Genomic DNA, 25,643 nt, shown 5'->3' on the forward strand with positions numbered 1-25,643 from the left:
GCGTCAACACTCCCCTCGGCAGCCCGACGCCGGCGAACCTCGCCGCGACCCACGAGTCCCGCCCACGGGCTCGAACCCCGCATCGGTCACGCGACCCACGGCCAGCCAGTCCGTCGTCCCGGACTCCCCGCAGGTCACGCAGTGACCGTGGGCTCGCGCCTCCACGCGCCGCCCGTCGACGCCGACCTCGACGTACGCCTCCACTACGAGCCACGCCAGGTCGCACGAACAGAACGGCTCCGCGACCGGCCACACCGACCCCGTCCCGACCTCGCGGGTGTCGTCGACGCTCACCCACGCCGCGTCGTCGAGCAGTCGCAGTCGCGTCACCATACACCCGCTCGGCACCACGGTCACGTCCGCCCGTCGACGCTGGCAACGCCCGACACCACACCGCGACCGCGTCAAACCTCGCCCCTACCCGGCAGCGCTGGCGGACGTTGCGCGCGAACAGAGAGTTATGGCGGTCGCACCGCTACCGACGAACATGCCCGAGGCACAGGACGGCCGCCGCCAGCACGCGTCCGCGGACGCCGCCCCAGAGCTGTTCGACACCGACGAGACGGAGGGCGACGAGTGACCGACGAACCAGACGACGAAGACGAACCGAACCGGGACGACGACCACCTCGCGACCGTCGACCCCGGGGCCGGCTGCACGGAAATCTGGGAACACCTCTCCGAGTACCGGACCGAAACGGACGAGGAGTAGGTGTTTTACACTGCACAACGTTACTCTGGACCATGACTGACGACGCCGACCGGGTGCCGACCGACCGCGAATCACCGGTCGGCGAGCCGGTCGTCCGCGGCGACGACGCCGTCGCCGACGACGACCAGCCGGCGGTCGCGTTCGACCCCGACGACCCCGAGAGCGTCGCGACCGCAGTCGAGACGGTGGCCGCGTTCGCAGCCGGCGACCTCCCCGACACCCCCCGGTACGTCCTGCGGGCGGCCGCGGCCTGCGCGGCGCTCGTGCGCGCAGAAGACGGCTACACCGCGGCCGCCGACCGCGCCGACTGCTCGGTCGCACTCGTCCGGAAGTGGGCGCGCGTCCACGACCTCCCCCGGCCCATCCGCGAACGCGTCGCACACGGCGACATCCCGCCATCGGCGGCGAAACACGTGGCGCGCGTTCAGGGCGACGCCCGCTACCTGCTCGCGTGGGCAGTCGTCGACGACGACCTCACCGTCCGCGAAATCCGCGCGGCCGCCAGCGCGGTCGCCGACGGCACCAGCCCCGCCGACGCGCTCCGCAACCAGGGTGCCGACCCCGGCCGACTCGCCGTCTCGCTGCCCCTCGACGTCTACCGCCGGCTGCGCGCGCACGCCACCGCGACCGACAGCGACCCGAGTGACGTCGTCGAGAACGCGCTCCAGAACTACCTCGACTGACGCAGGAACGACGCGACGGCGTCGGCAGCCACGTCCACGAACGTCTCCACCTCGGTGGCGTCGATGGTCTCGTCCGGGAAGTGCGCCTGCTCGATGCTCCCCGGACCGAACAGCACGGTGGGAATCCCCGCGTCGACGTAGTGGCGCGCGTCCGTGCCGTACGTCACGCCACGGGGCTCCGGGTCGCCGACGCCGTGCTCGCGGAGCGCGTCGACGACCGACCTGACGACGGGCTCGTCGGGGTCGACCTCGGAGGGCTCGAACTGCACGGAGAACCGCTCGAACGTCGGCGCGTGCTCGCGGAGCCACTCGCTGTCGGCGACTACGTCCGCGAGCGCGGCGTCGAACGCCCGCTCGACCTCGGCGACGGTCTCTCCGGGCGCGACACCGATGCGCCACTCCGCCGTCAGCGACGCCGGCACCGTCGACGCCCACTCGCCGGCCTCGACCGTGCCACAGACCACGGGCCACTTGGTCGGGAACTCCTCGTACAGTGGATGCGTCACGCGCGACTCGCGCTCGGCAGCGAGGTCCTCGAACGCCGACCGGACCTCGTCGAACTGGTCGAGGACGTTCTCTCCTCGCCACGGCGTCGCCGCGTGCGCGCCCCGACCAGTGAGTTCCAGCCGCTTCATCAGGCTCCCCTCACAGGCGACCACCGGTGCGAGTTCAGTCGGCTCGGCGACGATGGCCGCGTCCCGGTCGAACGGATACGGATTGTCAAGTGCGGCCGCCGCCGCACCCACCCCACCGGCCTCCTCGCCGACGACGCCCTCGACCACCACACGCCCATCGAGGTCGAAGTCCGAGTCGGCCAGCCGGCGCGCCGCGAACACGCAGCCAGCCAGCCCGGACTTCATGTCGGCAGCGCCCCGCCCTGTCAGTTCGTCGCCGTCCCACCGAGCCGCGAACGGCGGGGACGACCACTGGCCCTCGTCCGCCGGCACCACGTCCAAGTGACCGTTGAGGACGATATTCGTCCCGGCCTCCGGGTCGCCGAACTCCAGGACACCGCCGACGCTCGGCCGGTCGGCCACCCGGATGTCTGCCGGGTCGTCCGGGAACGACGGCTGGTCAGCGAGCCGGTCGGCGTCCACCGTCCACTCGTAGACCTCGAACCCGAACTCGTCGAGGCGATCGGACAGCCACGCCGACACCGCCGCCTCCTCCCCATTGGTCGACTCGAACTCTACCAGCGCCGCGGCGAACTCCCGGACGTCGTCCATGCCGGAGTCCAGCGACGACATCAGGGTAAGCGTTCCGGGCGGCTCCGCGGATGGTAAACGTTTAACCGCGGGACGCCCCCAGTCTCACCTGAGGGCCGATAGCTCAGTCCGGCAGAGCGTCTGGCTTTTAACCAGACGGTCGAGGGTTCAAATCCCTCTCGGCCCGCTTCTGCGACGAGCCACGTAGTGACGAGTGAACCGGCCGGAGAGATTTGACACCCTGTGAGACGAGCGCAGCGAGTCTCAGAAGGGTTCAAATTCCCCTCGGCCCGCTTCTGCGACGAGCAGACGTGAGGAGCGAAGTGTAGGTTCAAGCCATACGGACGCAGCGTGAACGAAGTGAGCGACGAAACGAGTGCGGTTGTATGCTCCGCGAAGCGAACGCAGCGGGCGCTGTCGTTCGAATCAGTTCGTCGTCCCTCGCGGCTGAATCGAGGAGCAGCACGACAGCTACTGCGAGTGGACGAGCCACGCCAGACCGACGCCGAGTGCGACGGCCGACACCGCACCGAGAATCTGGAAGACAGTCAGGAGCATCCCGCCGCTGTACTGCCAGGGCATCCCAACGAGCGTTCCGACTCCCACCAGCGCGACGAACGCGCCGACGAGCACCCCGAACGCGTCTAGGTCGTCCTCGAAGACGTTCATACCAAACTGGTCACCGCCGACCACGGTAAGCCTGACGGAAACCCCGGGTCAGTACCGGGACGGCAGGAACGCCAGCATCACGACGAGCGACGCGGCCAGCAACGCCATGATGACGACGCCCCAGAGCCCGTTCGTGCGCTCGTGGAAGTGCTCCTGGGCGTCCACGTCACTGTGGTAATCCTCGTAATCCGTGGTCAGCTGGAGGGCGGTCTGGCCATCGGCCGTATCGAAGTGCGCGAGGTACGGCGTATCGGCGATACTCGTGTTCTCACCCTCGGCGAACTCGACTTCGATGGTGTCGGGCGCGAACCACTCCACAGTCACCTCCTCCTCGGAGACGGACGCCACTGCCGTCTCGTTCTCGTTGCCGTCGTAGACGACGGTGTCACCGACCTGGTACTCGTAGACCGTCTGCTCGGGGAGATAGCTCTCCCGAGGCACCAGGGTCCGGTTCTCACCATCCTCGATCACGACGTACGTCGTCCCGTTCTGCTCGACGGTCGGCCGGTCGACCTCCTGAACTTCGCGGAGCTCGAAGACACCCTGGGACTCGTTCAAGCCCGCCACGGTGAAGTTCTGTCCGTCCACTGTCACAGTGTCGTTCACTGCCCACGTCCCGGTGTACCGCGCGGACTCGTTCAACCACGTCGCCGTCGCCGACCCGTCGGAGACCGACGAGAAGGTGTACGACGTCCCGGCAATCGTCCGCTCCTCGTTCTCAGAGACGACGTAATCCGGGTCCTCGAGCGACACGGCCGGCTGCTGTGCCGCTCCGATCAACGTGTACGAGCCCGCCGCGAGCAGGAGGAAGAGCGCGACGGATACCGCCGCAGCACGTCGTTGCATACCAGATGCGTGTAGTGGACGGCGTATAATCGTTACTTTCCGCGTCCGAACCAGCCGACAACAGCTGAGTCACTGCGCCCGACGACCTCAAACCTCGTAAGAGACCTCCAAGACGGCCTCCCCAGCGGCCGTCTCAACAGTGACTGTATCTCTCCGGTCGCTCCACACCGGTGTCTCAGCGCCCCAGTACCGATGACCCTCCTCGTCGCTGCCGGAATCGCTGTGCAGCGTCACCTGCCCACCGGGCGCGAGTGTCGTCCCCTCCGGGAACGTGTAGGACTGACCCGCCTCGTTGTACACAACCCACCCCCCGAGATCGACTCGCTGCTCACCGTCGTTCTCGAACAGCAAGTACTCGTCGTCCAAACTGCGGCCAGTCCCCGTCTGCGCCCCGTGGAGTTCGTCGAGCACCAGCCCCTCCGCAGCCGCCGTCGGCGCGTGCTCGTCGTCGCGTGCCGGCGCGACAGCTGCCGCGCCCGAATCACGGCTGTCCGCCTCCCCGTCGGAATCCGCACCGGTCTCTCCATCGGACGCCACCGGTTCTGCATCACCGGTATCACTCGTCGCCAGTACTTCGGCATCACTGTTGGGTGCCTCCCGAGTGCCATCACTAGCGCCCACCGCATCCCGGCTAACCACGTCGAAAACAGGTCGATCACCCGACTCCGGCAGAGGCGGCCGATACACGACCACCTGGCCGGCCTCGTCGAGTCGCTCGAAGAACCGATCCCAGGAAACTACGCTATCACCACGAACCTCTGACTCCACGCGGACGACCTCGCTATCGTCGACACGGTCGACAACCGGACTGACATCGTGACGATCGACCAACGGCCGCAACTGCTCAGCGGACGATACCACGCGCACTGCTTCGAGGTTCGGTTCGTCTGTCATCGGCCCACAGCCTAGTACGACGAACACCGACTTAGCCTATGGTCACCCAACTACATTCCACGTAGTGACACCGCTCGACATCTACGACCGCTCGCAAAAAGCCAAGGGCCGGATTTGAACCGGCGATGAGCGGCTCTGCAGGCCGCCGCGTTAGGCCGGACTCTGCCACCTTGGCGCTACTCCGTCGTACTTCGCTCTCGCGCATAAACCCAGCGGTCTCCGGCGTTGTCACTCCGCGAAACAAATACAAAAAGCCCCGAACAGCGCTGGCGCTGTTCGAGGCTTCGAGATTATGAATGGCAGGCGGCGAACCGAATTTCCCAGAGGCTCGCGCACTCCAGTACTGACCGGAACGCAGGCGGGCTTATCTTCCGTGTTCGGGATGGGTACGGGAGTTGCCCCGCCGCTATGGCCGCCTTAATACCGACCAACGGAATCGAACCGTTGCTCCCGGGGAACCGGGACACCAGTATCGGCGGACGACATCCGTATGTAAGTGCAATCCAGTTAACGCCTGGACTCGACCACGTATGTGGTGAGTGCATGAGTGTGTGGCATTGACCAATTAGTGCTCGCGGGCTGAACGTCTCGTTGCCTCGACGCGTACACCCCGAGTCTATCGAACTCGTCTTCTACGAGTGGTCTCAGTGGTGTCTCTTTTCCAGGTGGGTTTCGAGCTTAGATGCATTCAGCTCTTACCCCGTGGTGCGTAGCTGCTCGGCACTTGCCCTCTCGGACAACCGATACACCAGTGGCACCCGTCCGTAGTTCCTCTCGTACTATACGGACGTTCCTGTCAAACACCAAAACACCCCCAATAGATAGCAGCCGACCTGTCTCACGACGGTCTAAACCCAGCTCACGACCTCCTTTAATAGGCGAACAACCTCACCCTTGCCCGCTTCTGCACGGGCAGGATGGAGGGAACCGACATCGAGGTAGCAAGCCACTCGGTCGATATGTGCTCTTGCGAGTGACGACTCTGTTATCCCTAAGGTAGCTTTTCTGTCAGCAATTGGCCGCATCAAGCAGCCTAATTGGTTCGCTAGACCACGCTTTCGCGTCAGCGTCCCTCGTTGTGTAGGACACTGTCAGCTTATCTTATGCTCTTGCACTCTTCGCCGAGTCTCCGACTCGGCTGAGATAAGCTTAGGGCGCGCTCGATATCTTTTCAAGCGCGTACCGCCCCAGTCAAACTGCCCGGCTACCGGTGTCCTCCTCCCGGAGTGAGGGTCACAGTCACTGACGGGTAGTGTTTCATGTGTGACTCGGTGGCGTGCTAGCGCACGTACCTGTGTAACGTCTCCTACCTACTCTGCACATCAGCGACCGTGTCCCAGCGACAGCCTGCAGTAAAGCTCTATAGGGTCTTCGCTTCCCCTTGGGGGTCTCCAGACTCCGCACTGGAACGTACAGTTCACCGGGCCCAACGTTGGGACAGTGAGGCTCTCGTTGATCCATTCATGCAAGCCGCTACTGAAGCGGCAAGGTACTACGCTACCTTAAGAGGGTCATAGTTACCCCCGCCGTTAACGGGTCCTTCGCCCCATTGTACTGGGTGTTCAGATACCCGCACTGGGCAGGATTCAGTGACCGTACGCGTCCTTGCGGATTTGCGGTCACCTATGTTGTTATTAGACAGTCGGAGCCTCCGAGTCACTGCGACCTGCCTCATTGCGAGGCAGGCATCCCTTATCGCGAACTTACGGGACTAACTTGCCGAATTCCCTAACGTCGGTTATTCCCGACAGGCCTTGGCTTCCTCTGCCAGAGCACCTGTGTCGGATCTCGGTACGATCACCGTACTCGCATTTTCACGGGCCCCAGATTGACTCAAGTTTCCCTATCTCGACATTCGCACGCTTCCTGCCATTACGGCTTCCACGAGCTTCGACGATTCGACCGGGCGAATGCCCGGCTTGAGCTGCTCCGAGGCGTCTGCTTTCAATGTACGGTGGCACTGGAATATTAACCAGTTTCCCTTTTGATCCGCTCGAATTACGACGGACCTTAGGATCGGCTAACCCTCGGCTGATAAGCATTGCCGAGGAACCCTTGCTCTTTCGGCCATCGGGATTCTTACCCGACTAACGCTGCTACTATGGCCAGGATTTTCTTTCCCATTCGGTCCACTCGAGTTCTCACCCGAGCTTCCGCCCGAACAGAATGCCAACCTACTGGATCGCGGTGTCACCCGCGCCGTCAGGTCTCGGTGGCGAACTTGAGCCCCGATCATTTTGGGCGCCCCGAACCTCGGCCGGTAAGCTGTTACGCTTTTCTTAGAGGGTAGCTGCTTCTAAGCTCACCTCCCGGCTGTCTAGGGCTCGGGACCACCTTCAATCGCACTTAGCTCGCACTTTGGGACCTTAACCTAACTCTGGGTTGTCTCCCTCACGGTACACAGGCTTACCCCGCGCACCGGATTCCCTGCGTCGACGGCGTTCGTAGGTTCGGAGTTTGACAGGGGAGACAACTCCTCTCGGAGTTGAACTCCCCAATCGGTCGCTCTACCCCACGAACTACCTCAGCAGAGGTCATGCTTCGACATGTTTCGGTTGGAACCAGCTGTTGCCCGGTTCGATGGGCCTTTCACCCCTACACGTAGGTCACGGGAGGGTGTTGAAAGACACCAACCCTAACAGGCCTCCACATGGCTTTCGCCATGCTTCACCTTGCCCACGCGTAGATCACCGGGTTTCGGGTCGTGCCCGTTTGACTCCCCGCGCTTGAACACGGTGGCCCTCGCAATGCTGCGGCCGTATCGGTTTCCCTACGCCTTCCCGGATACTCCGGTTAGACTCGCCAAACAGGCACACTCCCTGGCTCGTTTTTCAAAACGTACGACGGAACATCGGCTCCTCACAGGTCCTACCACGAGTTTGCACTCGAGTCGTTCCCAGTGAGGCCTTTTATGCCCCGTCGCTCCATCGCCACCTGATTTCAAGCCCTATTTCACCCCCCTTTGTGGGGTGCTTTTCAGCGTTCGTTCACACTACTTGTTCACTATCGGTCTCGGAGAGTACTTAGTCTTGGCAGTCGATGCCTGCCACATTCACGAGGGATTTCCAACCCCCGCTACTCTGGAGCTGACGCACGCCGTACTGGTTCGTATTACGGGGCTGTCACCCTGTGTCGCACTCCATTTCAGGAGACTTCACACGAACGGTCGGGCGCTGAAAGTCAGTCCGAACACCACATTGCCTGTGAGGGCTTCGGTTTGGACTGTGCCGCGTTCATTCGCCATTACTAACGGCGTCTCATTCGATTTCTCTTCCTGGCCGTACTAAGATGTTTCAATTCCGGCCGTTCCCCATTGCGCGAGGCAATTGCTGTGGGGATTCCCATTAGGAGATCCTGAGTTCTTCGCCTCCGTGCGGCTCCCTCAGGCTTATCGCAGCTTGGCACGTCCTTCGTCGGCATCCGAGCCGAGCTATCCACCAGGTGGCACAGTAGCCACGTTGGTTGCCGACTGCAAAGCAGTCGGCGAATATGGTACTCAACCACACGAAGTGGTCGAGATGTTGGCTGCGATGCAGCCAACGACGATGAATGTCGACTGTAGAACAGTCGACGATGCTCACCACGCAATGGGTGAGCGCTGTTGAGTCACGGATGTGACCAACAGTCGGTACTCGACCACGGTGGTCGAGTCCAGTGAGCGCCTGGATTGCACTTACACACGGTTGTCATCGCACGTCCCTTGGTGACAGGGAGCGTACATCGACCCTTCCCACCCGTGCTCTCGCAGGGCGGTGCATCAGTCGTGTTCGGGAATCACCGTAACTTCGTCTCCCACTTAAGGGACACGGTTTGCGGTGACTCCCGAACGGGATGGACCCACTGGGATTCGAACCCAGGGCATCCTCCTTGCAAAGGAGGCACTCTACCGCTGAGCTATGGGCCCACCTCCCGATTGGGAGGAAGTGTTAGCCTTGATGGTTTGTAGGTGCCCAACTGGGCACGACGGCGTCGTTCGGTGAGCTGAGGCGTCGCCTCAGTCTCGGACGTTAGGAGGTGATCCAGCCGCAGATTCCCCTACGGCTACCTTGTTACGACTTAATCCCCCTTGCGGAGCCCAGATTTGACCGGCGTATGCCGGCCTCATCCGAACCCCACTCGGGTGATTTGACGGGCGGTGTGTGCAAGGAGCAGGGACGTATTCACCGCGCGCTGCTGACACGCGATTACTACCGAATCCAGCTTCATGAGGGCGAGTTTCAGCCCTCAATCCGAACTACGATCGAGTTTAGGAGATTAGCGCCTCCTCTCGGAGTGGCTTCCCATTGTCTCGACCATTGTAGCCCGCGTGTTGCCCAGCCCATTCGGGGCATACTGACCTACCGTTGCCCGTTCCTTCCTCCGCTTTAGCAGCGGCAGTCCCCCTAATGTACCCAGCTACCCAAAGGGTACTGCTGGCAATTAGGAGTGCGGGTCTCGCTCGTTGCCTGACTTAACAGGACGCCTCACGGTACGAGCTGACGGCGGCCATGCACCTCCTCTCAGTAGCATCGGGTAAGGTCATCAACCTGACCGTCATTACTACTGTCGGGGCTGGTGAGATGTCCGGCGTTGAGTCCAATTAAACCGCAGGCTCCTCCGGTTGTAGTGCTCCCCCGCCAATTCCTTTAAGTTTCATCCTTGCAGACGTACTTCCCAGGCGGTCCGCTTCTCGGCTTCCCTACGGCACAGCGCAGGCTCGTAGCCTGCGCCACACCTAGCGGACATCGTTTACAGCTAGGACTACCCGGGTATCTAATCCGGTTCGAGACCCTAGCTTTCGTCCCTCACTGTCGGATCCGTTCTCCTGAGGCGCTTTCGCCACCGGCGGTCCGTCCAGGATTACAGGATTTCACTCCTACCCCAGACGTACCCCTCAGGTCTTCCGGTCCCAAGCTAGACAGTTTCCGCTGGACGCCTGCCCGTTAAGCGGGCAGATTTCCCAACGGACTTGTCTAGCCAGCTACGGACGCTTTAGGCCCAATAATATCGGCCATCACTCGGACTGCCGGTATTACCGCGGCGGCTGGCACCGGTCTTGCCCAGTCCTTATTCGTACACCACCTTACGGTGTACAAAAGTGAAGGCTCTATGCCTTCACACTCGGAGTCCCCTTATCGCACTTGCGTACAGTGTAAAGGTTTCGCGCCTGCTGCGCCCCGTAGGGCCCGGAATCTTGTCTCAGATTCCGTCTCCGGGCTCTTGCTCTCACAACCCGTACCGATTATAGGCACGGTGGGCCGTTACCCCACCGTCTACCTAATCGACCGCAGCCGCATCCTGTGGCGTCGGAACGTTTCCGGCTTCACCCATTCCAGGGGTGAAGCGTTATTGGGAATTAGCCTCAGTTTCCCGAGATTATTCCCGTCCACAGGGTAGCTTGGCCACGTGTTACTGAGCTTTCCGCTGCGGGTCTAAACCCGCACAACTAGCATGGCTAAATCGGACTCCGATAGCAATGGCCTCCGGCAGGATCAACCGGAATTTGCTGGGATGGTACCCAGCGACCAAGACTATCAAGTCTTGGTTTGGCGGGGACACGTAATGTGTCCCTTGGCACACGACGGTCGTCGCGGCCAGTTGGATGTCACCAAACCATCAAGGCTAACATCAGATTCCATCTGTACGGCGGACCGCAGGGGTGGAATCCTCATTCCTTCGGACCTGAACGTAGCTCCCGGTGGGCTATAAACCCATCGGAACCAGTCCGGCCCGAGACGACGTTCGCATTTCCCCGGACGCCCCGTTATTACTTAAGGGCATCGAACCGCGCTCGAAGCGAGCGAGGCAGACACCAACGAAGGCGTCGAGGACACGCGTTAGCCACCTGGAGAACCCAGGCAGCCTCATTGTCGTTCGCGTATCATCGAACGCCCCGTTATTACTTAAGGGCATCGAACCGAGCCCAGAGCGAATCTGGACCGGCCGTCGGAGGCATGCGTCGGCTGCCCGAAACCGGACAACCCCATTGTCGTTCGCATCCCACCGAAGTGCCCTGTTACACTTAAGGGCATCGAACCGCGCTCGAAGCGAGCGAGGCAGACACCAACGAAGGCGTCGAGGACATGCATTAGCCACCTGGAGAACCCAGGCAGCCTCATTGTCGTTCGCATCTCATCGAACGCCCCGTTATTACTTAAGGGCATCGAACCGAGCCCGTGAAGGCCCGGGTCGAACGGGACGAGGGGAGCGTCAATCAGTGGCGTCGGGTACACCGAGCCACCTCACGTCGTTCGCATCTCATCCGAGTGCCGGGTTACGTAAAACCCCGTCGAACCAGAGGCGCTTCGACACGCGACCGCATACCAGAAATCCGCAGCCGGCGCTACCGTGGTAGTGTCGCGTGGGCGGAGGTCGGCCGGTCGTCCCGCGCGTGTGCGTCCGGTCGGGCCGAGTGGTACCCACGCGAGCGGCAGTAGCCGGGCGACGGCCTAAGCAGTTGCGGGCGCGAAGAAAGCGAGGGTGGTCAGTCTTCCAGGTGGTCGATGCCCTGCTTGGAGACGTTGGCCTTCGTGATGTCTCCGGGCATCCAGTCGGGCTTGTCGCTGGGGGCGTCTTCCTCCCAGGCCCAGGCTTCGTAGATGTGTACTTTGTCGGTCCCTTTCTCCCGGAGTTCGATGTCGTGGCGATCGGCATCGTCCTCGGAGTTCCCGACTTCGTCCAGCCGGCGGGCTGCCTTGAGTGCTGCCTGTCGGGGGGTGTTACCGCTGAAGACACTAGACTCGTCGCCGTCGTCAGTGCGGAGTGCGAAGTTCCGCTTACCGTCCTCACGTACCATGGTTTTCCTCCATGTCAGGCCAACACAAGGCCCTGTGATAAATATATCGGCGAATTAGCTCGTTTGTTTATAAAGAGCGCGACCGATTTGGCCGAGAGCGCCCGGATTGCGTCGAGTGAGGACGGCAACAGTACTCGCGGGAGGGCAGTGTGTCCAGTGTCACGTCGGAAGCGCTTAAGTAGCGGCTGTGGCGAACGTCACCTAGACATCCGCGATGGTTCGCAAGAAGAAACTGAGTCCGAGCGGCGCGAAGGGGGAGGACGGCGAGTACCACAACGCCCACGTGAATCTCCACGAGGACGAGCTGTCCGTCGCCGGCCTAGAGATCGGCGACGACGTGTTCGTGCGCGTACGGGAGGACAAGATAATCATCCAACGGGCCGACACGGAGAACGTGGAGCACGACTTCTAGATGTACGAACTCCTGAAACCCGCGCTGTTCCGGCTGCCGCCGGAGACGGCCCACGAGTTGACAACCGGAGCGCTCCGGGTAGCCCAGCGCGCTGGCGCGCACCGCGCGTACGCGGACCACTTCACCGTCCGCGACGACCGGCTGGCCGTCGAGTCGTTCGGTCAGTCGTTCCCGAACCCGGTGGGTGTGGCGGCAGGCTTCGACAAGAACGCCGAGGTGCCGCGCGCGCTCGCTGGCCTCGGGTTCGGGCACGTGGAACTCGGTGCAGTGACCGCGGAGCGCCAGCCGGGCAACGACCGCCCGCGGCTGTTTCGGCTTCCGGACGACGAGGCGCTCGTGAATCGGATGGGCTTCAACAACGAGGGTGCCGACGCCGTGGGGGAGCGTCTGGACGAGGAGCCGCTGCCGGACGTGCCCGTGGGCGTGAACATCGGGAAGTCGAAGGTCACGCCCCTCGAAGAAGCGCCCGACGACTACCGGTACACGTTCGAGCGCGTCGGTGCAGCCGCCGACTACGTCGTCGTGAACGTCTCCAGCCCGAACACGCCCGGGCTCCGGGAGCTCCAGGGCCGCGAGTCGCTGGCGGCAATCCTGGGGATGCTCCAGGACGCGGGCGCGGACCGGCTGCTCGTGAAGCTCTCCCCGGACCTCCACCGGGAAGCAGTCACCGACGCCGTCGAGCTGGCGACCGATCTGGGGCTGGACGGCATCGTGGCGACGAACACGACGACCGACCGGCCCGACAGCCTCCAGCACCCGAACGCCGCCGAGACCGGTGGGCTCTCCGGAGCGCCGATCAGGGACCGCGCGACCGAGCAGGTGCGGTTCGTCGCCGAGCGAACCGACCTCCCCGTGGTCGGCGTGGGGGGCGTCGCGACGGCCGAGGACGCCTACGAGAAGATTCGCGCGGGCGCGAGCGTGGTTCAGCTGTACACCGCACTCGTCTACCGGGGGCCGTCGATCGCGAAGCGCATCAACGAAGGGCTGCTGGACTTGCTGGAGCGCGACGGCTTCGACAGCGTCGAGGACGCGGTCGGCGCAGACCTGTAGCGCTCCGGGGCTACGCGGCAGCAGACCGGAGCGGGCGTGAAGCGGGAGGCGAAAACGAGAGGGGGGCTGTGTTACCGGAGCGCGTCGAGTTCGAACTCGAAGCCGGCGACCGGCACTTCGACGTCGTGGTCGACGATGACCGCGGGGTGGAGTTCGCCGACGACGCCCACTGGCTCGCCGTCGATTTCGACGGTGGCTGCGCGGCCGTCGATGAACGACGGGTGGTCCGTCGGCGGGGTCGAGAGGTCGACGTGGAACTCGTCGCAGAGCGCCTGCAGGCGCGCTTTGGCGTCCTCGTAGGAAGCGTCGTGGCGCGCGAGTACCGCGGCGACGGTGCGGCGTTCGGCGACGCCGGTGTCGGTGTCCCCGTCGGCGTGGGCCGCGAACCCGACTTCGGCGAGGTCCTGCGGGTAGCTGTGGTGGGTGTTGTTCTCCAAGACCGTCACGAGCGAGGGCAGCGCCCACGTGCGGAGGATGGTGAAGTCCTCGCTGTAGGGTTCGGAGATGGTCGCTGGCTCCGCGGCTCCGACAGCGGTGTCGCCGGACGACTCGGGCGAGAGCCGCATGCGGTCGAAGTTCTCCGCCTCGCTGGTCATGTTGAAGTTCAAGAGGTCCTCGAAGCCGAGGCCGACGAGCGTCTGGCGGGCAGCGCGTTCGAGCCGCGAGGATTCGGTGCGGCCGCCGATGGTGTTGACCTCGGGGTAGCGCGGTTCGAGGTCGTTGAAGCCGTACGCGCGCCCGAGGTCGTCGACGATGTCTACGGGGTGTAGCACGTCGACGCGGTACGGGGGAATCTCGACGTCGTAGCCGTCGTCGACCGGCGTGGCGTCGAGGCCCGAGCGTTCGGCGAGGTCGACGACGTCGTCGGTGGTGAAGTCGACGCCGAGCAGCGTCTCGATGCGGTCGTGGGTGACGTGCTTGGTGCGGACCGCGAAGTCGGGACGGTGGAGTTCACGGCCCTCGTCGGCGTACTCGACGGTGACGTCCTCGATGGTGGCACCGCGGGCGTCCAGCGCGTAGCAGATGATGGCGCACATGCGGTCGAGGGTCCACTGGTCGGTGCCCGTGAGTTCGACGAACAGCTCCCGCGAGTCGGTCGTGACCTCGGTGCGGCGGCCGTTGATGACCGGCGGGAAGCTGAACAGCCCGATGTCGTCGTAGATAGCGGGGTAGGTCTCGTAGTCGTCGAGCAGGTCGGCGTACGTCTCCCCGGTCGGGTGTTCAGTGAGCACGTCGGCGGGCGTGCGTTCGGCGTCGTCGTCCAGTGGGACGAACGTGTCGCCGTCGGGTTCGATGCCCGTGTACGTGATGGCGCGGGCGGTGGTGCCGTCGCTGTCGGGGTCGACGGCTTCGCCTTTGAGCATCGCGAGGTCGTGGATGCCGATAGCGCCTTTCGCTCGCTTGCGCCCCATCGTGGCGTGGAGTTTCTCCTGGAGCTGGATGAGCGAGTCCAGCGCGTCCTCGTCGAGGTCGACGCCCCGAATCACGGCACCGGTGACGTAGGGGCGGTCCTCGGGCACGTCTTCGACGGTGATGGTCCACTCGGGGCGGTTCGTGTCGGGGACGTGGACGCCGCGGTCGTCGCCGTAGTGGTAGCGCAGGCTGCGCGCGATGCCCTCGACGGAGAGGCGGTCGAGGCGGTCGGCCTCGAACTCGAGTTTGAAGTCGCCGTCCTCGGTCTCGCCCTCGTACTCGATGCCGAGGCCGAAGAGGTCCTGGCGGAGTTCGTCGTCGTCCTTGTTCCGGTGGCCGGTGAGCCGGCGGAGTTCGTCGGGGTCGACGTCGACGACGGGCATCAGTACACCACCTCCGCGTCCCGCAGGAACGCCACGTCACACAGCGTCCCGTGGACGTCCCGGATGTCCTCGAAGCCGGTCATCAGCATCAACAGTCGTTCGAGGGCGAGCCCCCACGCCATCACGTCGGCGTCGACGTCGAGGGGTTCGAGCATCTCGGGTCGGAAGATGCCGGAGTTACCGATTTCGATGAGTTCGTCCGTCTCGGGGTGGCGGCCGAACAGCTCGAAGCTCGGCTCCGTGTAGGGGTTGTACGTGGGCTTGAACTGGAGGTCGTGGATGCCGAACTGGCTGTAGAACTCCCGGAAGGTCCCCATGAGGTCCCGGACCGAGAGGTCGTCGGCCACCACCAGACCCTCGATCTGGAAGAACTCCAGAAGGTGGGTAGAGTCGAGGGTGTCGTTCCGGTAAGCCTTCTCGACGCTGAAGTACCGGGCGGGCGGCTCCACGTCTTCGTCGGCGACGCCGGCGAGGTAGCGGGCGCTGAGGCTCGTCGTGTGCCCGCGGAGCGCGAGCGCCCGCGCGAAGTCCTCGTCCCACGGCGAGTGGTAGCCGTCGCCGTCGTCACCGACACCCTCGCGGTGCGCGCGCTCGACGCGCTCCACGAGGTCGGCGGGCAGCGAGTCGATTCGCTCGGGGTTGGAGAGCGCGAACCGGTCCCAGTGGTTCCGGGCCGGGTGGTCCTGTGGCATGAACAGGCAGTCGTTGATGTAGAAGTCGGCGTCGACGTGGGGGCCGTCCATCTCCTGGAAGCCCATCCCGACGAGGACGTCTTTCACGCGTTCGGCCGCCTGTCGGAGGACGTGGGTCTTCCCGGGCGTGTAGTCGGCGGCGTCGGCTTCGACGTTGTAGTCCGCGAACTCGACGTCTTCCCACTCGCCGGAGGCGAGCAGCTCGGGCGTGAGTTCGCCGACCTCCTCGGCGGCCTCGACGCCGGCCATGAGCTCCGTGACGCCGGCTTCGGTGAGCGTCACCGACCGGACTGTCCGCTCGCGAACATCCACGAGGTCGCGGCTCGCAAGCTGGTCGACGACGGCGGCGTCGTCGACGCTGCCGCCGTCGGCGAGCGTTGCGAGCGCGTCGGCCTCGGGGTCGGTGTCGGGGTCGGCGTCGGGGTCGGCGGAGAGTTCGCCCGAGTCGATGCTGCCGTAGCCCTTCCGGGCGTAGTTCGACAGCGCGATGTCCACCTGCGGCCCCTCCAGACCGGAGGCACCGATGGCTCGCCCCATCTGGACCGGGGACTCGTCGGCACCCGCCTCCAGAGCGGCCCGGTAGAGCCGGACCTCGGGGAGGGCGGCGTCGGCGTACTCGCGGCCTTCGTCGGTGAGCGATACGTCTGTGGTGCTGGCCTCGCTGACGGCGACCAGGCCGGCGTCCTCGAGTTCGAACGCGGCTCCGGCGACCGTCTCCGGCGGGTAGTCGGTCTCCGCCGCGAGGGCCTCGATTCGTCGTGGGTCGTCGGCGCTCGCCGCTTCGAGCACCGCGACCTGCTGTGCTGGCAGTTTCATTGTGCGTAGGCGCGTGTGGCAGTCAGTTATCGGTTCCGAACCGCAGCCCGACCGCGTGGTTTCGGCCGCCCCGGCGCGCCAGCGCCAGGGCGGCGTCCGCCACGCGTCAGGCGAAGAAGAATCCGAACCCGAGACGCGCGGCTGGCTCGCGCCTCGTACGTCCGGCACTGGGTTCGGACGCCATGTGCGAAGCGTGGACGCGTCCCGGCAAAAACGTTCCGTCGGTGCCGGGGTTACTCCGCGGGGTCGCCGACGTCAGCGAGGCCGAGTTCGCGTTCGGCCGCGGCCGCGACCTCCGGGACGTGTTCCTCGGGGGCGTAGACGCCGAAGCGCCACTGAACGCGCTGGGAGGCGAGCATGCCCTCGACGAGCGGGCTCTGTTCGTCCAGCCGCCGGGTGTCGCCGTTGACCGCGACGCGCACCGAGGACTCGGGCATCGAGGGTTCGCCGGGCGTGTCGACGACGACGGCGTGCTCGGGGACGCCGGCGGTGTCGGCGATGTCGGCCTCGAAGTCGCGGGCTGCCTCGTAGTCCGCGGTCGCGACGTCGTCTGGGACGGCGTCGCGTTCGGTCCAGACGGCGCGCTTGTAGAGGTCACGGTCGCGGACGCGCCGGGCGGCGTCCCGGGTCGCCTCGCAGTCCCGGAGCGCAGCGAGCAGTTCGGCGTCGGTCATGCGGGCGAACGTCTCGATGTCGAGGTCGGTGGCGTCGAGCAGGCGAGCGCCCGCACGGTCGAGCATCGCGCCCGCGATGCGGGAGACGTGGTGGCGGTAGACGGCCGAGTTCATGAGCGCCCGGCCGACGAGCACGCTCTCGGCGGTTGCGACGTTGCCTTCGGCGAGCACGAGGTCGTCGTCCCGGAAGGTGAGCGCGCGCAGCAGGCGGCCGTGGTCGATGGTGCCGTAGGGGACGCCGGTGTGGTGGGCGTCCCGCACGAGGTAGTCCATCCGGTCGACGTCCAGTTCTCCTGCGACGAGCTGGCCGAGTCTGCCCTCGCCGGCGACCAGGTCGGCGACCCGTTCGGGGTCGAGGCCGTGGTCGCTGAGGACGTCGCCGACCACGCCGTTCGAGAGGAGGCGGTCGACGTCGTCGTGGTGGCGGCCGAGGCGGCGCTGGATGATGCCCTCGGTCTGGTGGCCGTATGGGCCGTGGCCGATGTCGTGGAGGAGCGCCGCGGCGCGGACGGTGTCGGCGCGCGCACCGGTGACGTCGAGGTGGTCGAGCGCGCGGTCGGCGAGGTGGTAGACGCCTAGCGAATGCTCGAATCGCGTGTGGTTCGCCGACGGGTAGACGAGCCGGACGGTGGAGAGCTGCTTGATGTGGCGGAGCCGCTGGACGGGACGGGTGTCGAGCAGCGCCTCCGCGACGCCGTCGACCTCGATGTAGTCGTGGACGCTGTCCTTGATTGCGCGCATTCGTCCGACCTCTGGGCGGGCGCAGACAAAGGTGGTTCGACACCACCGCGCGAGCCTCGGTAGGCCCGTCTTACCGTGAAGTTCGAGCGATAGAGAATCACCATCTCTGACGTTCTTCGACCCGTTGAACCGATCTACGCTGCGCACTGGACTCGTCGCCGAACCGTGTAGCGAACTCCCACGCTAACTCGGAGCCTGTCGGCGTCACGAAACTTTCTTCGTGGGGTGTGCGCAAGACGTACGCACGACGACGAGACGGCCTGCGACGACCTAGTCACTGACCCACCATGACCGACGACAACCACCGTAGCCACAGTTGCAGTGGCCGAGATGGAACTCGCTGCCGGTTCACAATCTCGGAGTACGACCGCGCGAGCATCGGCGTCGTCGAGGCGGTGGCGACTGCCACGGACCGGGACGCCGGTTCGCTCCCCCCGCTCGGCCGAGTCATCGACCCGGACGCGCTCGACGACCTCCTGGGCCGCGGCGGAGACGTCGAAATCACCTTCGAGTACGCCGACGCCGAGGTGACTGTCCAGGGCGACGGCACCGTCTTCGTCACCGGCGATTGAGCGGGCGGCCGAAACCCGCTTGACTGTCCAGTAACTACGGCCTACCGATGAGTCGCCCGCGTATCGCGCTGCTTACCGCCGCACACGAGCCCGAGGAGACCACGCGGAACTTCCGCCGCGAACTCGACGCTGACCTCGCCGAGTTCCACGCGAAAGCGGGGGAGCTCCCGAACCGGCACCCCGACGCGTTCGACGGGGTGGTCGTCACCGGGTCGAAGTCGTCGGTGTACTGGGACGACGACTGGATTCCCGCCCTCGTCGACTACGTCGCAGCAGCTCACGAGGCGGACGTCCCGATTCTCGGCGTCTGTTTCGGCCATCAGGTGCTCGCGGAGGCCCTCGGCGGCACTGTCGAGGACATGGGCGCGTTCGAGCTCGGCTACCGCGAGGTCGACCGCACCACCGACGACCCCGTCTTCGAGGGCGTTCCGGAGACGTTCACGACGTTCACGACCCACGGCGACACCGTCACCGACCTGCCGCCGGGGGCGACGCTGCTCGCCGAGAACGACTACGGCGTCCACGCGTTCCGGGCGGGAGACAGCGTCGGCGTCCAGTTCCACCCCGAGTACGACAACGAGACCGCCGAGCGCATCGCCCGCGAGAAGGACGTCGACGAGGACCGCCGCGAGGCAGTGCTGGCCGGCATCACGCCCGAGGCCTACGACGCCGCCTGCGAGGCCAAACGGCTCTTCGAGAACTTCACGAGCCGCCTCGCGTCGCCGGCAGCCGGCGACTGACCGCGTTCCGGGCCGAGAACTGCTAGTGGACCAGTAGGCTTTTTCACTGTTTGCGCCCGAGTACCAGTATGCTCGATTACGTGGGCCTGGAGGCCGACCTCGACAGCGAGGAGCGACTCATCCGGGACACCGCTCGGGAGTTCGTCGACGAACACGTCCGCGACGACATCGGCGACCACTACCTCGAGGGGACGTTCCCGACGGAACTCATCCCCGAGATGGGCGAACTCGGATTCTACGCGCCGAACCTCGAAGGGTACGGGCTGCCGAACGTCTCGGAGACGGCCTACGGGCTCCTGATGCAGGAACTGGAGGCCTGCGACTCGGGGCTGCGCTCGATGGCGAGCGTGCAGGGCGCGCTCGTCATGTACCCAATCCACGCGTACGGCAGCGAGGAGCAGAAAGAGGAGTGGCTGCCCGCCCTCGGCCGCGGCGAGGCCGTCGGCTGCTTCGGACTGACCGAGCCGGAGCACGGCTCGAACCCCTCCGCGATGGAGACGACAGCCGAGCCGGACGGCGACGAGTACGTCCTGAACGGCTCGAAGACGTGGATCACGAACTCGCCCATCGCGGACGTCGCGGTGGTCTGGGCGAGAGACAAGAGCGAGGACGGCGACCCCGTCCGGGGCTTCCTCGTGGAGACCGACCGTGACGGCGTCACCACGAACGAGATTCACGAGAAGCTCTCGCTGCGCGCCTCGATTACGGGCGAAATCAGCCTCCAGAACGTCCGCGTCCCGAAGGAGAACCGCCTCCCGGGCGTCGAGGGCATGAAGGGGCCGCTGTCCTGTCTCACGCAGGCCCGCTACGGTATCGCGTGGGGCGCGGTCGGCGCGGCCCGCGACTGCTTCGAGACGGCTCGCGCGTACGCGACGGACCGCGAGCAGTTCGGGAAGCCCATCGGCGGCTTCCAGATGCAACAGGAGAAACTCGCCGAGATGGCGACCCAGATTACGACGAGCCAGCTGCTCGCCCACCGGCTCGCCGAGCTCAAGGAGCGCGGCGACCTCCGGCCGCAGCACGTCTCGATGGCCAAGCGCAACAACGTCCGAATGGCCCGCGACCAGTCCCGCATCGCCCGCGAGATGCTCGGCGGGAACGGCATCACCGCGGACTACTCGCCGATGCGCCACATGACGAACATGGAGACGGTCTACACGTACGAGGGCACCCACGACATCCACACGCTGATTCTCGGCGAGGACCTCACCGGCATGCAGGCCTACCAGTAGGCCGAATCTTCGCTTCCGTCCCGACAAGACACTTATCGGGGCCGCCGGAACTCCCGGATATGCCCTCTCGCAGAGCCCTCCTCCGGACCGGCGGTGCCGCCGCGCTCGCTGCGCTTGCCGGCTGCCAGTCGGTGTCCGCGCCGCGCCGCGACGCTACACAGCCCGAGTCGTCGGGTGCGGGCGAGTATCGGCTGGACGCCGACGCGATTGCGCCCGCCAGGGTCGCCGACAGCGCGACTGTCGGTGTCGCCAGCCCCGACCTCCACGAACTCGTCGCGGACGCCGCCGAACGGGACGGCCGCGTCGACCTGCGGAGCGACGGGAGCGCCGACCGGGACGAGACGCTCGCGCTCGGAGCGTTCGAGTACCTGCGGTTCGACGGCAGTACGTACGAACCGACGGCGTCGTTCGCGGGGTTCGCCGAGGAAGCGAGTTACCGGTACGAGGCTGTCGCCGTCAACGACAGCGAGGTCGACGACGGCGGCGACGTGGCAGCGTACGGCGACCTGACTGCTGCGCAGCAAAGGGTCGCGGACGAGCTGCTCGGCACCGGATCGTACACCGTTGGACACCACGAAGAGAAGCCGGAGGCGGTCAGAGTGTTCGACCGCACGGCGTTCCTGCGAGCCGACGGCGAGACGTACCGCGTTCAGGCTGCCATCGGCGACCACGGCCCGCACTACATGCTCACGCTGGACCCAGCCGACCCCAGCGAGGGCGACCAGGTCGTGACGGTGCCCGGCGACCCGCCGGAGGCCGACTGGACCGACGTACTCGTGGCGGGCCTCGATACCGGGGGTGGCGGCGTCGAGAAAAGCTCCAACGACGAGGCGTTCGGCGAGTACCTCGGCCGCGTCGACTACGTCGCCACCGCGACGCGCGTCCTCGACGTCTCGGTCACCGAGACCGTCCAGTAGCGCGCGACGGCGGCCGTTACGAGAATCTGGGACCGCAGCGAAGACACTTACAGCGGCGACTGGAACGCCCCGGCATGGTCTCTCGCAGGAGGTGTCTCCGAGCGGGCGGGGCCGCCGCGCTCGCCGCACTCGCCGGCTGCGCGGGCGGCAACGGCGGCGACGGCGAGCGCGATGCGACCGACAACGCTAGCAGCGGCGACGGGCTTCGGCTCACCGGAGAAGCGGTCGCGCCGGCGGACGTGCCGGACGGCGCGACGGTGGCGGTGTCGGAGCGCGACCTCCACGGGCTCGTCGCTGACGCGGCGACCGCCGACGGCCGCGTGGACCTCGACCGCGGCGGGAGCGGCCCGGGGCAGGACGCGACGCTGACGCTCGGCGCGTTCCCGTACGTCGAGTTCGCCGGTGACACCTACGAGCCGACGGCGTCGTTCGCGCCGGCCGGCACGGAGACGGTCTACCAGTACGAACTCGCGGCCGTCGACGACGCTGACGCGCCCGAGCGGGGAAACGACGTGCTGCGGTACGGCGACCTCGCCGACGGCGAGCGGGCGTTCGCCGACCGGCTGCTGGACGACGGGACGCACACGGTCGGCCGCCACGAGCAGCGGCCGCCGGGCGCGGAGCCGTTCCGGCCCGGACGGTACCTCCGGACCGGGGACGCCGCGTACCGGGTTCGGGTGTCGGTCGGCGACGTGCCCGCCCACCACATGCTCGCGCTGGACCCGGCCGACCCCGGGTCGGACGCACGGGTCGTGACGGTCGCCGACCGCGCCCCCGACCCCGAGTGGGCGGGCGTGTTCGCCGCAGTCCTCGGTGCCGGCACAGTGAGCATCGAGGGCGTTGCCGACGCCGAGGGCCTCGTCGACTACCTCGACGGCGTCGGGTACGTCGCGACGGCTGCAGACGTGCTCTCCGTCGAAGTGGCGGGAGCCGGTGACTAGAAGACGTGTGTGACCGCCGCGGCACCGGCTTGGACGCCCGGCACCTGACGGTTGCCGACTACTCGCGAGCCGGCGGGTCGTCGCGCACGACGTTGCCGAGCATCGCCCGGCGGTCCGCGCCCGCCCGGTAGAGGCGCTCGCGGAGCGTGCCGTAGCCGGGGACCGTCCGGAGCGCGGCGAACACCGGCCGGAGTTCCGGGAAGTCCCGTTCGAGCGTGCGCTCGATGGCCTCGCCACACGAGTAGACGGCGTCGTCGGTGAGGAGGTGCGCGCAGTCCTCGTAGTCGTCGGGCAGCCGCGCGAGCTGGTCGGGGGACAGCTCCGTGAATCCGACGAGGTCCACGTCGCCGTGGCGCGCGGCGAAGTTCGCACACCACGTGCAGAAGCCGCAGTCGTCGTCGAACACCAGCCGCGGTGGGTACGCCTCGGACATGGTCAGTCGAAGTGCCCCGTGACGGTCCCGCAGGCCTCGCAGACGGTCCGAATCTCCGAGCGGTCGTCGGCCAGTTCGAGGTCCTGCGTGGTCTCGTCGCCGCAGTCCGGGCACGCCCGGAGTACCTCGGTGTCGCCGGGGTCCTGTGGCGCGCCGACGGCGAGCGCGCGCACGGGCTCGTCGCCCTCGTTGACGCCCTGCTGGAACTCCCCGGGACCGAACCGCACGAGCTCTCCCGCCTCGACGGTGACGTCGTCCTGGTCTTCGAGGGTCCGGAACGTCACCGCGCCGTCGAGGACGTAGAACACCTCCTCCTGTTCGGCGTGGGCGTGGAACCCGTACGCGAAGCTGTCCCCGGGTTCGAGTTCGTAGAAGTTCATCGCGGCGTCGGCCAGCCCGAGCGCGTCGGTCAGCGGGAGGCTGCGGGCCGCCGGCCCCATCCGGGAGTCGAGGTCGTCCAGGCGCACTTTCCGCATACGTCCGGATTCCGGTCGGCGCGCGCATAAGCCCTCGGGAGTCATTGGCTGGGAGGTCGCCGCCGGGGATGGAGCCAGTCACTTCGAGGCTCGGAAAGCCCCGAGCCTGTGGACTCGGGAGGCTCGCCCCGTTCAGTCCGCCCGTCACCGGCTGGCCAGCCGGCAGAAACGACGCTGCTTCCGCAGCCGGTAGCGGGGTGGGAAATCGAGAGGGGCGGCTGGCTGAGCGAAGGCGGCCGACGCAAGGACCGAAGCGACCAGCGGGAGCGAGGCGCGCAGAGAGGGTCACGTGAGCGCCGCGAACGTGACTTGGGAAGACGAGCGTAGCGAGTCTTCCGGTACCCCCGATTCAGCCAGCCGGGGCTTTCGGAGTGTCGAAGTCCACGAGCAACCGGACAACAGCCCCACGAGCAACCGAAGTCCAGGCGAAGCCTGGCCGAAGTCGTTCCCCGAGGGTTTCATACTGCCAGCGCGCGGAGTCCGGGTATGGCAATCGACCCGCAGTTCACAGAGAACCGCGAGCAGGCGGACACACACAAGGGCCACGACGTGTGGGGACCGGTCGAGGAGCCGGAGAAACTCGGGATTCACGGCACCCACGTCGCCGTCGACTTCGACATCTGCATCGCGGACGGCGCGTGCGTCGAGGACTGTCCCGTCGACGTCTTCGAGTGGGTCGACACCCCCGACCATCCCGAGAGCGAACTCAAGGCCGACCCCGCCAACGAGAGTCAGTGCATCGACTGCATGCTCTGTGTCGACGTCTGCCCCGTCGACGCCATCGACGTCGACGCCGGCCGGGCGTAGCCGTCGCTGTCGCGGTTGTTCGCCGAAGAAAGTGGTCTCGGGCTGTGCGTCGCGCGTTCGTGACGAATCGGCGTCGGATGAGCGGGCGGAGGGGGTTACGACCGGTCGATTTCGAGCTGGTCTCGGAGCTGCTGGAGGGTCTCGCTGTCGGAGATGTCGTCGAGCCGCTCCTGGAAGTGCTCCTCGCAGACGGCGACCTTCAGGCCGTCTTTCTCGACGGTGAGGTCGGCGTCCCGGTCGCAGTAGTGACACTGCATACGCGATGATTGGGGCCGGAGCCTCGTGAACCTCACGGCAGGGGCACGACTGGGGGACGGAAGAGGTATGCTAGCGTCAGTCGAGGCGCTGGCGGACGGCGTCGTAGGCGTCGCGGTCGAGGCCGGCCCTCCCGAGCGTGCGCTCGTGGGCGTCGGTGCCGCCGGTCGGGAGGAGGTCGTGAGTCTCGACGGCGTCGGCGACAAGCGCGTGACCGCCGTCGCCCGGGGTCTGACCGACGGGTCGGTCGTAGGGGTAGGAGACTTCGACTGCGTCGAGGTCGGCACAGAGCGCGAGCGCCGCTTCGGGGTCGTCGTAGCGCAGCGGGTGGGCGAGGCCGACGAGCCCGCAGGCCTCGGTGAGCAGGTCGATGCCGGCCTCGATGTCGGGGACGTCGCGGGCGACGAAACACGGGCCGTCGTTGCCGATGAGGTCGGCGAAGACGGCGTTCAGCTCGTCGTAGTCGGTGTCGGGGTGGTCGACGGTCGCGCGTGCGATGTGCGGCCGTCCGAGCCCTTCCCGGGGTTCGAGGTCGAGGTCGACGCCGAGTTCGGCTTCGACGTGCTCGATGATGCGGCGGCCGCGCTCCACGCGGTCGCGCTGGATGCGTTCGCACTCGGCGACGAGCGCGTCGGTGCGGCGGACGCCGTAGCCCAGTAAGTCGACGCGCTGGTCGCCGGCGTCGACGCGGAGTTCGATACCGTGGACGACGGTGACGCCGTCGCGTTCGCTGACCGGCCGGTCGAGCCCCGGGTGGAGGCGGTCGTGGTCGGTGACGGCGACCGCGGAGACGCCGGCGTCTCGGGCCGCGGCGGGCACCTCGTCGAGTTCGAGAGTGCCGTCTGAGTTGGTGGTGTGGACGTGGAGGTCCGCGTAGGCCATACGGGGACGGGGTCGCGCCGCCACCTAAGCGCCGCGGTCGGGCTCGCGTATAGACGTGACTAAGGTGCCTTTAACCATCATAATTGTTGATGGGGAATGCTCTTGTGTGGCGGCGACGACTCCCGAATCGATGACGCTCAAAGAGACCGCCGACCTGCTGCGCGATCAGGAGTACCCGACCAGCGCGTCCGCGCTCGCCGCTGCCTGCGGAGACGTGGAACTCGAGGAGGCCGGCGGCGAGGACCTGCGGACGGTCATCGCCCGCACCGGCGACGACCAGTTCTCGTCCGCGACCGAGGCGACGTTCGCGGTGTACGGCGCGCTGCCCGCCGACGCGGTCGGTCGCGTCGGGTACAGCGACCGCGACCCAGACCCGATGGGCACGGGCGGCGCGGAGCCTGTCTCGTTCTGACCGCACGGGCGT

General features: G+C 66.2%; 24 protein-coding genes, 3 tRNA genes and 3 rRNA genes. 12 read left to right on the top strand and 18 right to left on the bottom strand.

What is annotated here, in order from left to right; all coding sequences use genetic code 11:
* Positions 1 to 3: 3 nt before the first annotated feature.
* On the bottom strand, positions 4 to 333 hold the full coding sequence (locus tag BMW35_RS08325) for a DUF8134 family protein (protein WP_089668896.1): 330 nt from the start codon (positions 331 to 333) through the stop codon (positions 4 to 6).
* A 243-nt stretch (positions 334 to 576) separates the two neighbouring features.
* Between BMW35_RS08325 and BMW35_RS15980 the strand changes: the two genes are divergently transcribed.
* Positions 577 to 711 (top strand): hypothetical protein, encoded by a 135-nt coding sequence (locus BMW35_RS15980; RefSeq protein WP_281242476.1) that lies wholly within the window; start codon positions 577 to 579, stop codon positions 709 to 711.
* Positions 712 to 743: 32 nt separating this feature from the next.
* Complete coding sequence (locus BMW35_RS08330; RefSeq protein WP_089668897.1) at positions 744 to 1,394, top strand: DUF7119 family protein; 651 nt, start codon at positions 744 to 746, stop codon at positions 1,392 to 1,394.
* Here BMW35_RS08330 and BMW35_RS08335 read toward each other — a convergent pair.
* A complete protein-coding gene (locus BMW35_RS08335; RefSeq protein WP_177170803.1) occupies positions 1,382 to 2,620 on the bottom strand; it encodes a M20 family metallopeptidase in 1,239 nt (412 codons plus the stop codon). The two genes, BMW35_RS08330 and BMW35_RS08335, sit on opposite strands and share 13 nt — an antisense overlap.
* Before the next feature lie 92 nt (positions 2,621 to 2,712).
* On the opposite strand from BMW35_RS08335, the gene BMW35_RS08340 reads away from it, so the two are divergent.
* Positions 2,713 to 2,786 (top strand) — tRNA-Lys (locus BMW35_RS08340).
* A gap of 284 nt (positions 2,787 to 3,070) precedes the next feature.
* Here BMW35_RS08340 and BMW35_RS08345 read toward each other — a convergent pair.
* From BMW35_RS08345 to BMW35_RS08385, 9 genes are all read right to left on the bottom strand, one after another.
* Complete coding sequence (locus tag BMW35_RS08345; RefSeq protein WP_089668899.1) at positions 3,071 to 3,268, bottom strand: DUF8123 family protein; 198 nt, start codon at positions 3,266 to 3,268, stop codon at positions 3,071 to 3,073.
* Positions 3,269 to 3,316: 48 nt separating this feature from the next.
* Entirely contained in the window at positions 3,317 to 4,114 is a 798-nt protein-coding gene (locus BMW35_RS08350; RefSeq protein WP_089668900.1) for a hypothetical protein, read from the bottom strand.
* Positions 4,115 to 4,201: 87 nt separating this feature from the next.
* Positions 4,202 to 5,008 carry a lamin tail domain-containing protein gene (locus BMW35_RS08355; protein ID WP_089668901.1) on the bottom strand — a complete coding sequence of 269 codons (807 nt, stop codon included), beginning with the start codon at positions 5,006 to 5,008 and terminating at the stop codon, positions 4,202 to 4,204.
* Between the two features lie 99 nt (positions 5,009 to 5,107).
* Positions 5,108 to 5,183 (bottom strand) — tRNA-Cys (locus BMW35_RS08360).
* A 123-nt stretch (positions 5,184 to 5,306) separates the two neighbouring features.
* Positions 5,307 to 5,428: ribosomal RNA gene (gene rrf / locus BMW35_RS08365) — 5S ribosomal RNA — on the bottom strand.
* Between the two features lie 126 nt (positions 5,429 to 5,554).
* Positions 5,555 to 8,470: ribosomal RNA gene (locus tag BMW35_RS08370) — 23S ribosomal RNA — on the bottom strand.
* 370 nt (positions 8,471 to 8,840) lie between these two features.
* Positions 8,841 to 8,912: transfer RNA gene (locus BMW35_RS08375), tRNA-Ala, on the bottom strand.
* 105 nt (positions 8,913 to 9,017) lie between these two features.
* Positions 9,018 to 10,490, bottom strand: a 16S ribosomal RNA gene (locus tag BMW35_RS08380).
* Together the 16S, 23S and 5S rRNA genes with 2 tRNA genes alongside form the textbook arrangement of a ribosomal RNA operon.
* 981 nt (positions 10,491 to 11,471) lie before the next feature.
* On the bottom strand, positions 11,472 to 11,783 hold the full coding sequence (locus BMW35_RS08385; RefSeq protein ID WP_089668902.1) for a non-histone chromosomal MC1 family protein: 312 nt from the start codon (positions 11,781 to 11,783) through the stop codon (positions 11,472 to 11,474).
* A 214-nt stretch (positions 11,784 to 11,997) separates the two neighbouring features.
* Between BMW35_RS08385 and BMW35_RS08390 the strand changes: the two genes are divergently transcribed.
* Positions 11,998 to 12,195 (top strand): hypothetical protein, encoded by a 198-nt coding sequence (locus tag BMW35_RS08390; protein ID WP_089668903.1) that lies wholly within the window; start codon positions 11,998 to 12,000, stop codon positions 12,193 to 12,195.
* Positions 12,196 to 13,245 (top strand): quinone-dependent dihydroorotate dehydrogenase, encoded by a 1,050-nt coding sequence (locus tag BMW35_RS08395; protein WP_089668904.1) that lies wholly within the window; start codon positions 12,196 to 12,198, stop codon positions 13,243 to 13,245.
* Positions 13,246 to 13,316: 71 nt separating this feature from the next.
* On the opposite strand, the gene pheT is transcribed toward BMW35_RS08395, so the two are convergent.
* The 3 genes from pheT to BMW35_RS08410 all read right to left on the bottom strand — a co-directional run bounded on the left by pheT (position 13,317) and on the right by BMW35_RS08410 (position 17,964).
* The gene (pheT, locus tag BMW35_RS08400; RefSeq protein WP_089668905.1) at positions 13,317 to 15,041 is read right to left on the bottom strand and encodes a phenylalanine--tRNA ligase subunit beta; all 1,725 of its coding nucleotides are present in this window, start codon (positions 15,039 to 15,041) and stop codon (positions 13,317 to 13,319) included.
* Complete coding sequence (gene pheS, locus BMW35_RS08405) at positions 15,041 to 16,549, bottom strand: phenylalanine--tRNA ligase subunit alpha (protein ID WP_089668906.1); 1,509 nt, start codon at positions 16,547 to 16,549, stop codon at positions 15,041 to 15,043. Before pheS ends, pheT begins: the two co-directional genes overlap by 1 nt.
* Before the next feature lie 233 nt (positions 16,550 to 16,782).
* Positions 16,783 to 17,964 (bottom strand): HD domain-containing protein, encoded by a 1,182-nt coding sequence (locus BMW35_RS08410; RefSeq protein WP_089668907.1) that lies wholly within the window; start codon positions 17,962 to 17,964, stop codon positions 16,783 to 16,785.
* A gap of 287 nt (positions 17,965 to 18,251) precedes the next feature.
* Between BMW35_RS08410 and BMW35_RS08415 the strand changes: the two genes are divergently transcribed.
* The 5 genes from BMW35_RS08415 (at position 18,252) to BMW35_RS08435 (ending at position 22,366) form a co-directional block, all read left to right on the top strand.
* On the top strand, positions 18,252 to 18,536 hold the full coding sequence (locus BMW35_RS08415) for a DdfA family disk-determining factor (protein WP_177170804.1): 285 nt from the start codon (positions 18,252 to 18,254) through the stop codon (positions 18,534 to 18,536).
* A gap of 47 nt (positions 18,537 to 18,583) precedes the next feature.
* Positions 18,584 to 19,276: a type 1 glutamine amidotransferase gene (locus BMW35_RS08420; protein ID WP_089668908.1), complete on the top strand. Its 693-nt coding sequence runs from the start codon at positions 18,584 to 18,586 to the stop codon at positions 19,274 to 19,276.
* A gap of 68 nt (positions 19,277 to 19,344) precedes the next feature.
* Positions 19,345 to 20,508, top strand: coding sequence for an acyl-CoA dehydrogenase family protein (locus BMW35_RS08425; protein ID WP_089668909.1), 1,164 nt, complete (start codon positions 19,345 to 19,347; stop codon positions 20,506 to 20,508).
* A 59-nt stretch (positions 20,509 to 20,567) separates the two neighbouring features.
* On the top strand, positions 20,568 to 21,425 hold the full coding sequence (locus tag BMW35_RS08430; protein WP_089668910.1) for a DUF7979 domain-containing protein: 858 nt from the start codon (positions 20,568 to 20,570) through the stop codon (positions 21,423 to 21,425).
* 74 nt (positions 21,426 to 21,499) lie between these two features.
* Positions 21,500 to 22,366, top strand: a complete 867-nt coding sequence (locus BMW35_RS08435; RefSeq protein WP_089668911.1) for a hypothetical protein — start codon at positions 21,500 to 21,502, stop codon at positions 22,364 to 22,366.
* Positions 22,367 to 22,424: 58 nt separating this feature from the next.
* On the opposite strand, the gene BMW35_RS08440 is transcribed toward BMW35_RS08435, so the two are convergent.
* Both BMW35_RS08440 and BMW35_RS08445 read right to left on the bottom strand, forming a co-directional pair.
* Positions 22,425 to 22,799, bottom strand: coding sequence for a DCC1-like thiol-disulfide oxidoreductase family protein (locus BMW35_RS08440; protein WP_089668912.1), 375 nt, complete (start codon positions 22,797 to 22,799; stop codon positions 22,425 to 22,427).
* A 2-nt stretch (positions 22,800 to 22,801) separates the two neighbouring features.
* Positions 22,802 to 23,275 carry a cupin domain-containing protein gene (locus tag BMW35_RS08445; RefSeq protein WP_089668913.1) on the bottom strand — a complete coding sequence of 158 codons (474 nt, stop codon included), beginning with the start codon at positions 23,273 to 23,275 and terminating at the stop codon, positions 22,802 to 22,804.
* A 486-nt stretch (positions 23,276 to 23,761) separates the two neighbouring features.
* On the opposite strand from BMW35_RS08445, the gene BMW35_RS08450 reads away from it, so the two are divergent.
* Positions 23,762 to 24,082 (top strand): 4Fe-4S dicluster domain-containing protein, encoded by a 321-nt coding sequence (locus BMW35_RS08450; protein ID WP_089668914.1) that lies wholly within the window; start codon positions 23,762 to 23,764, stop codon positions 24,080 to 24,082.
* A gap of 95 nt (positions 24,083 to 24,177) precedes the next feature.
* Here BMW35_RS08450 and BMW35_RS15590 read toward each other — a convergent pair whose 3' ends face one another.
* Together BMW35_RS15590 and BMW35_RS08455 are read right to left on the bottom strand one after the other, a co-directional pair.
* Positions 24,178 to 24,339: a DUF6757 family protein gene (locus BMW35_RS15590; protein WP_177170805.1), complete on the bottom strand. Its 162-nt coding sequence runs from the start codon at positions 24,337 to 24,339 to the stop codon at positions 24,178 to 24,180.
* A gap of 76 nt (positions 24,340 to 24,415) precedes the next feature.
* Positions 24,416 to 25,219 (bottom strand): PHP domain-containing protein, encoded by an 804-nt coding sequence (locus tag BMW35_RS08455; protein WP_089668915.1) that lies wholly within the window; start codon positions 25,217 to 25,219, stop codon positions 24,416 to 24,418.
* Between the two features lie 130 nt (positions 25,220 to 25,349).
* On the opposite strand from BMW35_RS08455, the gene BMW35_RS08460 reads away from it, so the two are divergent.
* Positions 25,350 to 25,631, top strand: coding sequence for a DUF5789 family protein (locus BMW35_RS08460; RefSeq protein ID WP_245708156.1), 282 nt, complete (start codon positions 25,350 to 25,352; stop codon positions 25,629 to 25,631).
* Positions 25,632 to 25,643 lie beyond the last annotated feature (12 nt).

The organism is Halobacterium jilantaiense, from assembly GCF_900110535.1.
In the GTDB taxonomy this organism is placed as follows: Archaea; Halobacteriota; Halobacteria; order Halobacteriales; family Halobacteriaceae; genus Halobacterium; species Halobacterium jilantaiense.

What these genes read in the sequence shown, in the direction of transcription:
- BMW35_RS08325 (WP_089668896.1), bottom strand. Translation starts at nt 333, where the DNA reads ATGGTGACGCGACTGCGACTGCTCGACGACGCGGCGTGGGTGAGCGTC.
- BMW35_RS08330 (WP_089668897.1), top strand. Translation starts at nt 744, where the DNA reads ATGACTGACGACGCCGACCGGGTGCCGACCGACCGCGAATCACCGGTC.
- BMW35_RS08335 (WP_177170803.1), bottom strand. Translation starts at nt 2,620, where the DNA reads ATGGACGACGTCCGGGAGTTCGCCGCGGCGCTGGTAGAGTTCGAGTCG.
- BMW35_RS08345 (WP_089668899.1), bottom strand. Translation starts at nt 3,268, where the DNA reads ATGAACGTCTTCGAGGACGACCTAGACGCGTTCGGGGTGCTCGTCGGC.
- BMW35_RS08350 (WP_089668900.1), bottom strand. Translation starts at nt 4,114, where the DNA reads ATGCAACGACGTGCTGCGGCGGTATCCGTCGCGCTCTTCCTCCTGCTC.
- BMW35_RS08355 (WP_089668901.1), bottom strand. Translation starts at nt 5,008, where the DNA reads ATGACAGACGAACCGAACCTCGAAGCAGTGCGCGTGGTATCGTCCGCT.
- BMW35_RS08385 (WP_089668902.1), bottom strand. Translation starts at nt 11,783, where the DNA reads ATGGTACGTGAGGACGGTAAGCGGAACTTCGCACTCCGCACTGACGAC.
- BMW35_RS08390 (WP_089668903.1), top strand. Translation starts at nt 11,998, where the DNA reads ATGGTTCGCAAGAAGAAACTGAGTCCGAGCGGCGCGAAGGGGGAGGAC.
- BMW35_RS08395 (WP_089668904.1), top strand. Translation starts at nt 12,196, where the DNA reads ATGTACGAACTCCTGAAACCCGCGCTGTTCCGGCTGCCGCCGGAGACG.
- pheT (WP_089668905.1), bottom strand. Translation starts at nt 15,041, where the DNA reads ATGCCCGTCGTCGACGTCGACCCCGACGAACTCCGCCGGCTCACCGGC.
- pheS (WP_089668906.1), bottom strand. Translation starts at nt 16,549, where the DNA reads ATGAAACTGCCAGCACAGCAGGTCGCGGTGCTCGAAGCGGCGAGCGCC.
- BMW35_RS08410 (WP_089668907.1), bottom strand. Translation starts at nt 17,964, where the DNA reads ATGCGCGCAATCAAGGACAGCGTCCACGACTACATCGAGGTCGACGGC.
- BMW35_RS08415 (WP_177170804.1), top strand. Translation starts at nt 18,252, where the DNA reads ATGACCGACGACAACCACCGTAGCCACAGTTGCAGTGGCCGAGATGGA.
- BMW35_RS08420 (WP_089668908.1), top strand. Translation starts at nt 18,584, where the DNA reads ATGAGTCGCCCGCGTATCGCGCTGCTTACCGCCGCACACGAGCCCGAG.
- BMW35_RS08425 (WP_089668909.1), top strand. Translation starts at nt 19,345, where the DNA reads ATGCTCGATTACGTGGGCCTGGAGGCCGACCTCGACAGCGAGGAGCGA.
- BMW35_RS08430 (WP_089668910.1), top strand. Translation starts at nt 20,568, where the DNA reads ATGCCCTCTCGCAGAGCCCTCCTCCGGACCGGCGGTGCCGCCGCGCTC.
- BMW35_RS08435 (WP_089668911.1), top strand. Translation starts at nt 21,500, where the DNA reads ATGGTCTCTCGCAGGAGGTGTCTCCGAGCGGGCGGGGCCGCCGCGCTC.
- BMW35_RS08440 (WP_089668912.1), bottom strand. Translation starts at nt 22,799, where the DNA reads ATGTCCGAGGCGTACCCACCGCGGCTGGTGTTCGACGACGACTGCGGC.
- BMW35_RS08445 (WP_089668913.1), bottom strand. Translation starts at nt 23,275, where the DNA reads ATGCGGAAAGTGCGCCTGGACGACCTCGACTCCCGGATGGGGCCGGCG.
- BMW35_RS08450 (WP_089668914.1), top strand. Translation starts at nt 23,762, where the DNA reads ATGGCAATCGACCCGCAGTTCACAGAGAACCGCGAGCAGGCGGACACA.
- BMW35_RS15590 (WP_177170805.1), bottom strand. Translation starts at nt 24,339, where the DNA reads ATGCAGTGTCACTACTGCGACCGGGACGCCGACCTCACCGTCGAGAAA.
- BMW35_RS08455 (WP_089668915.1), bottom strand. Translation starts at nt 25,219, where the DNA reads ATGGCCTACGCGGACCTCCACGTCCACACCACCAACTCAGACGGCACT.
- BMW35_RS08460 (WP_245708156.1), top strand. Translation starts at nt 25,350, where the DNA reads ATGACGCTCAAAGAGACCGCCGACCTGCTGCGCGATCAGGAGTACCCG.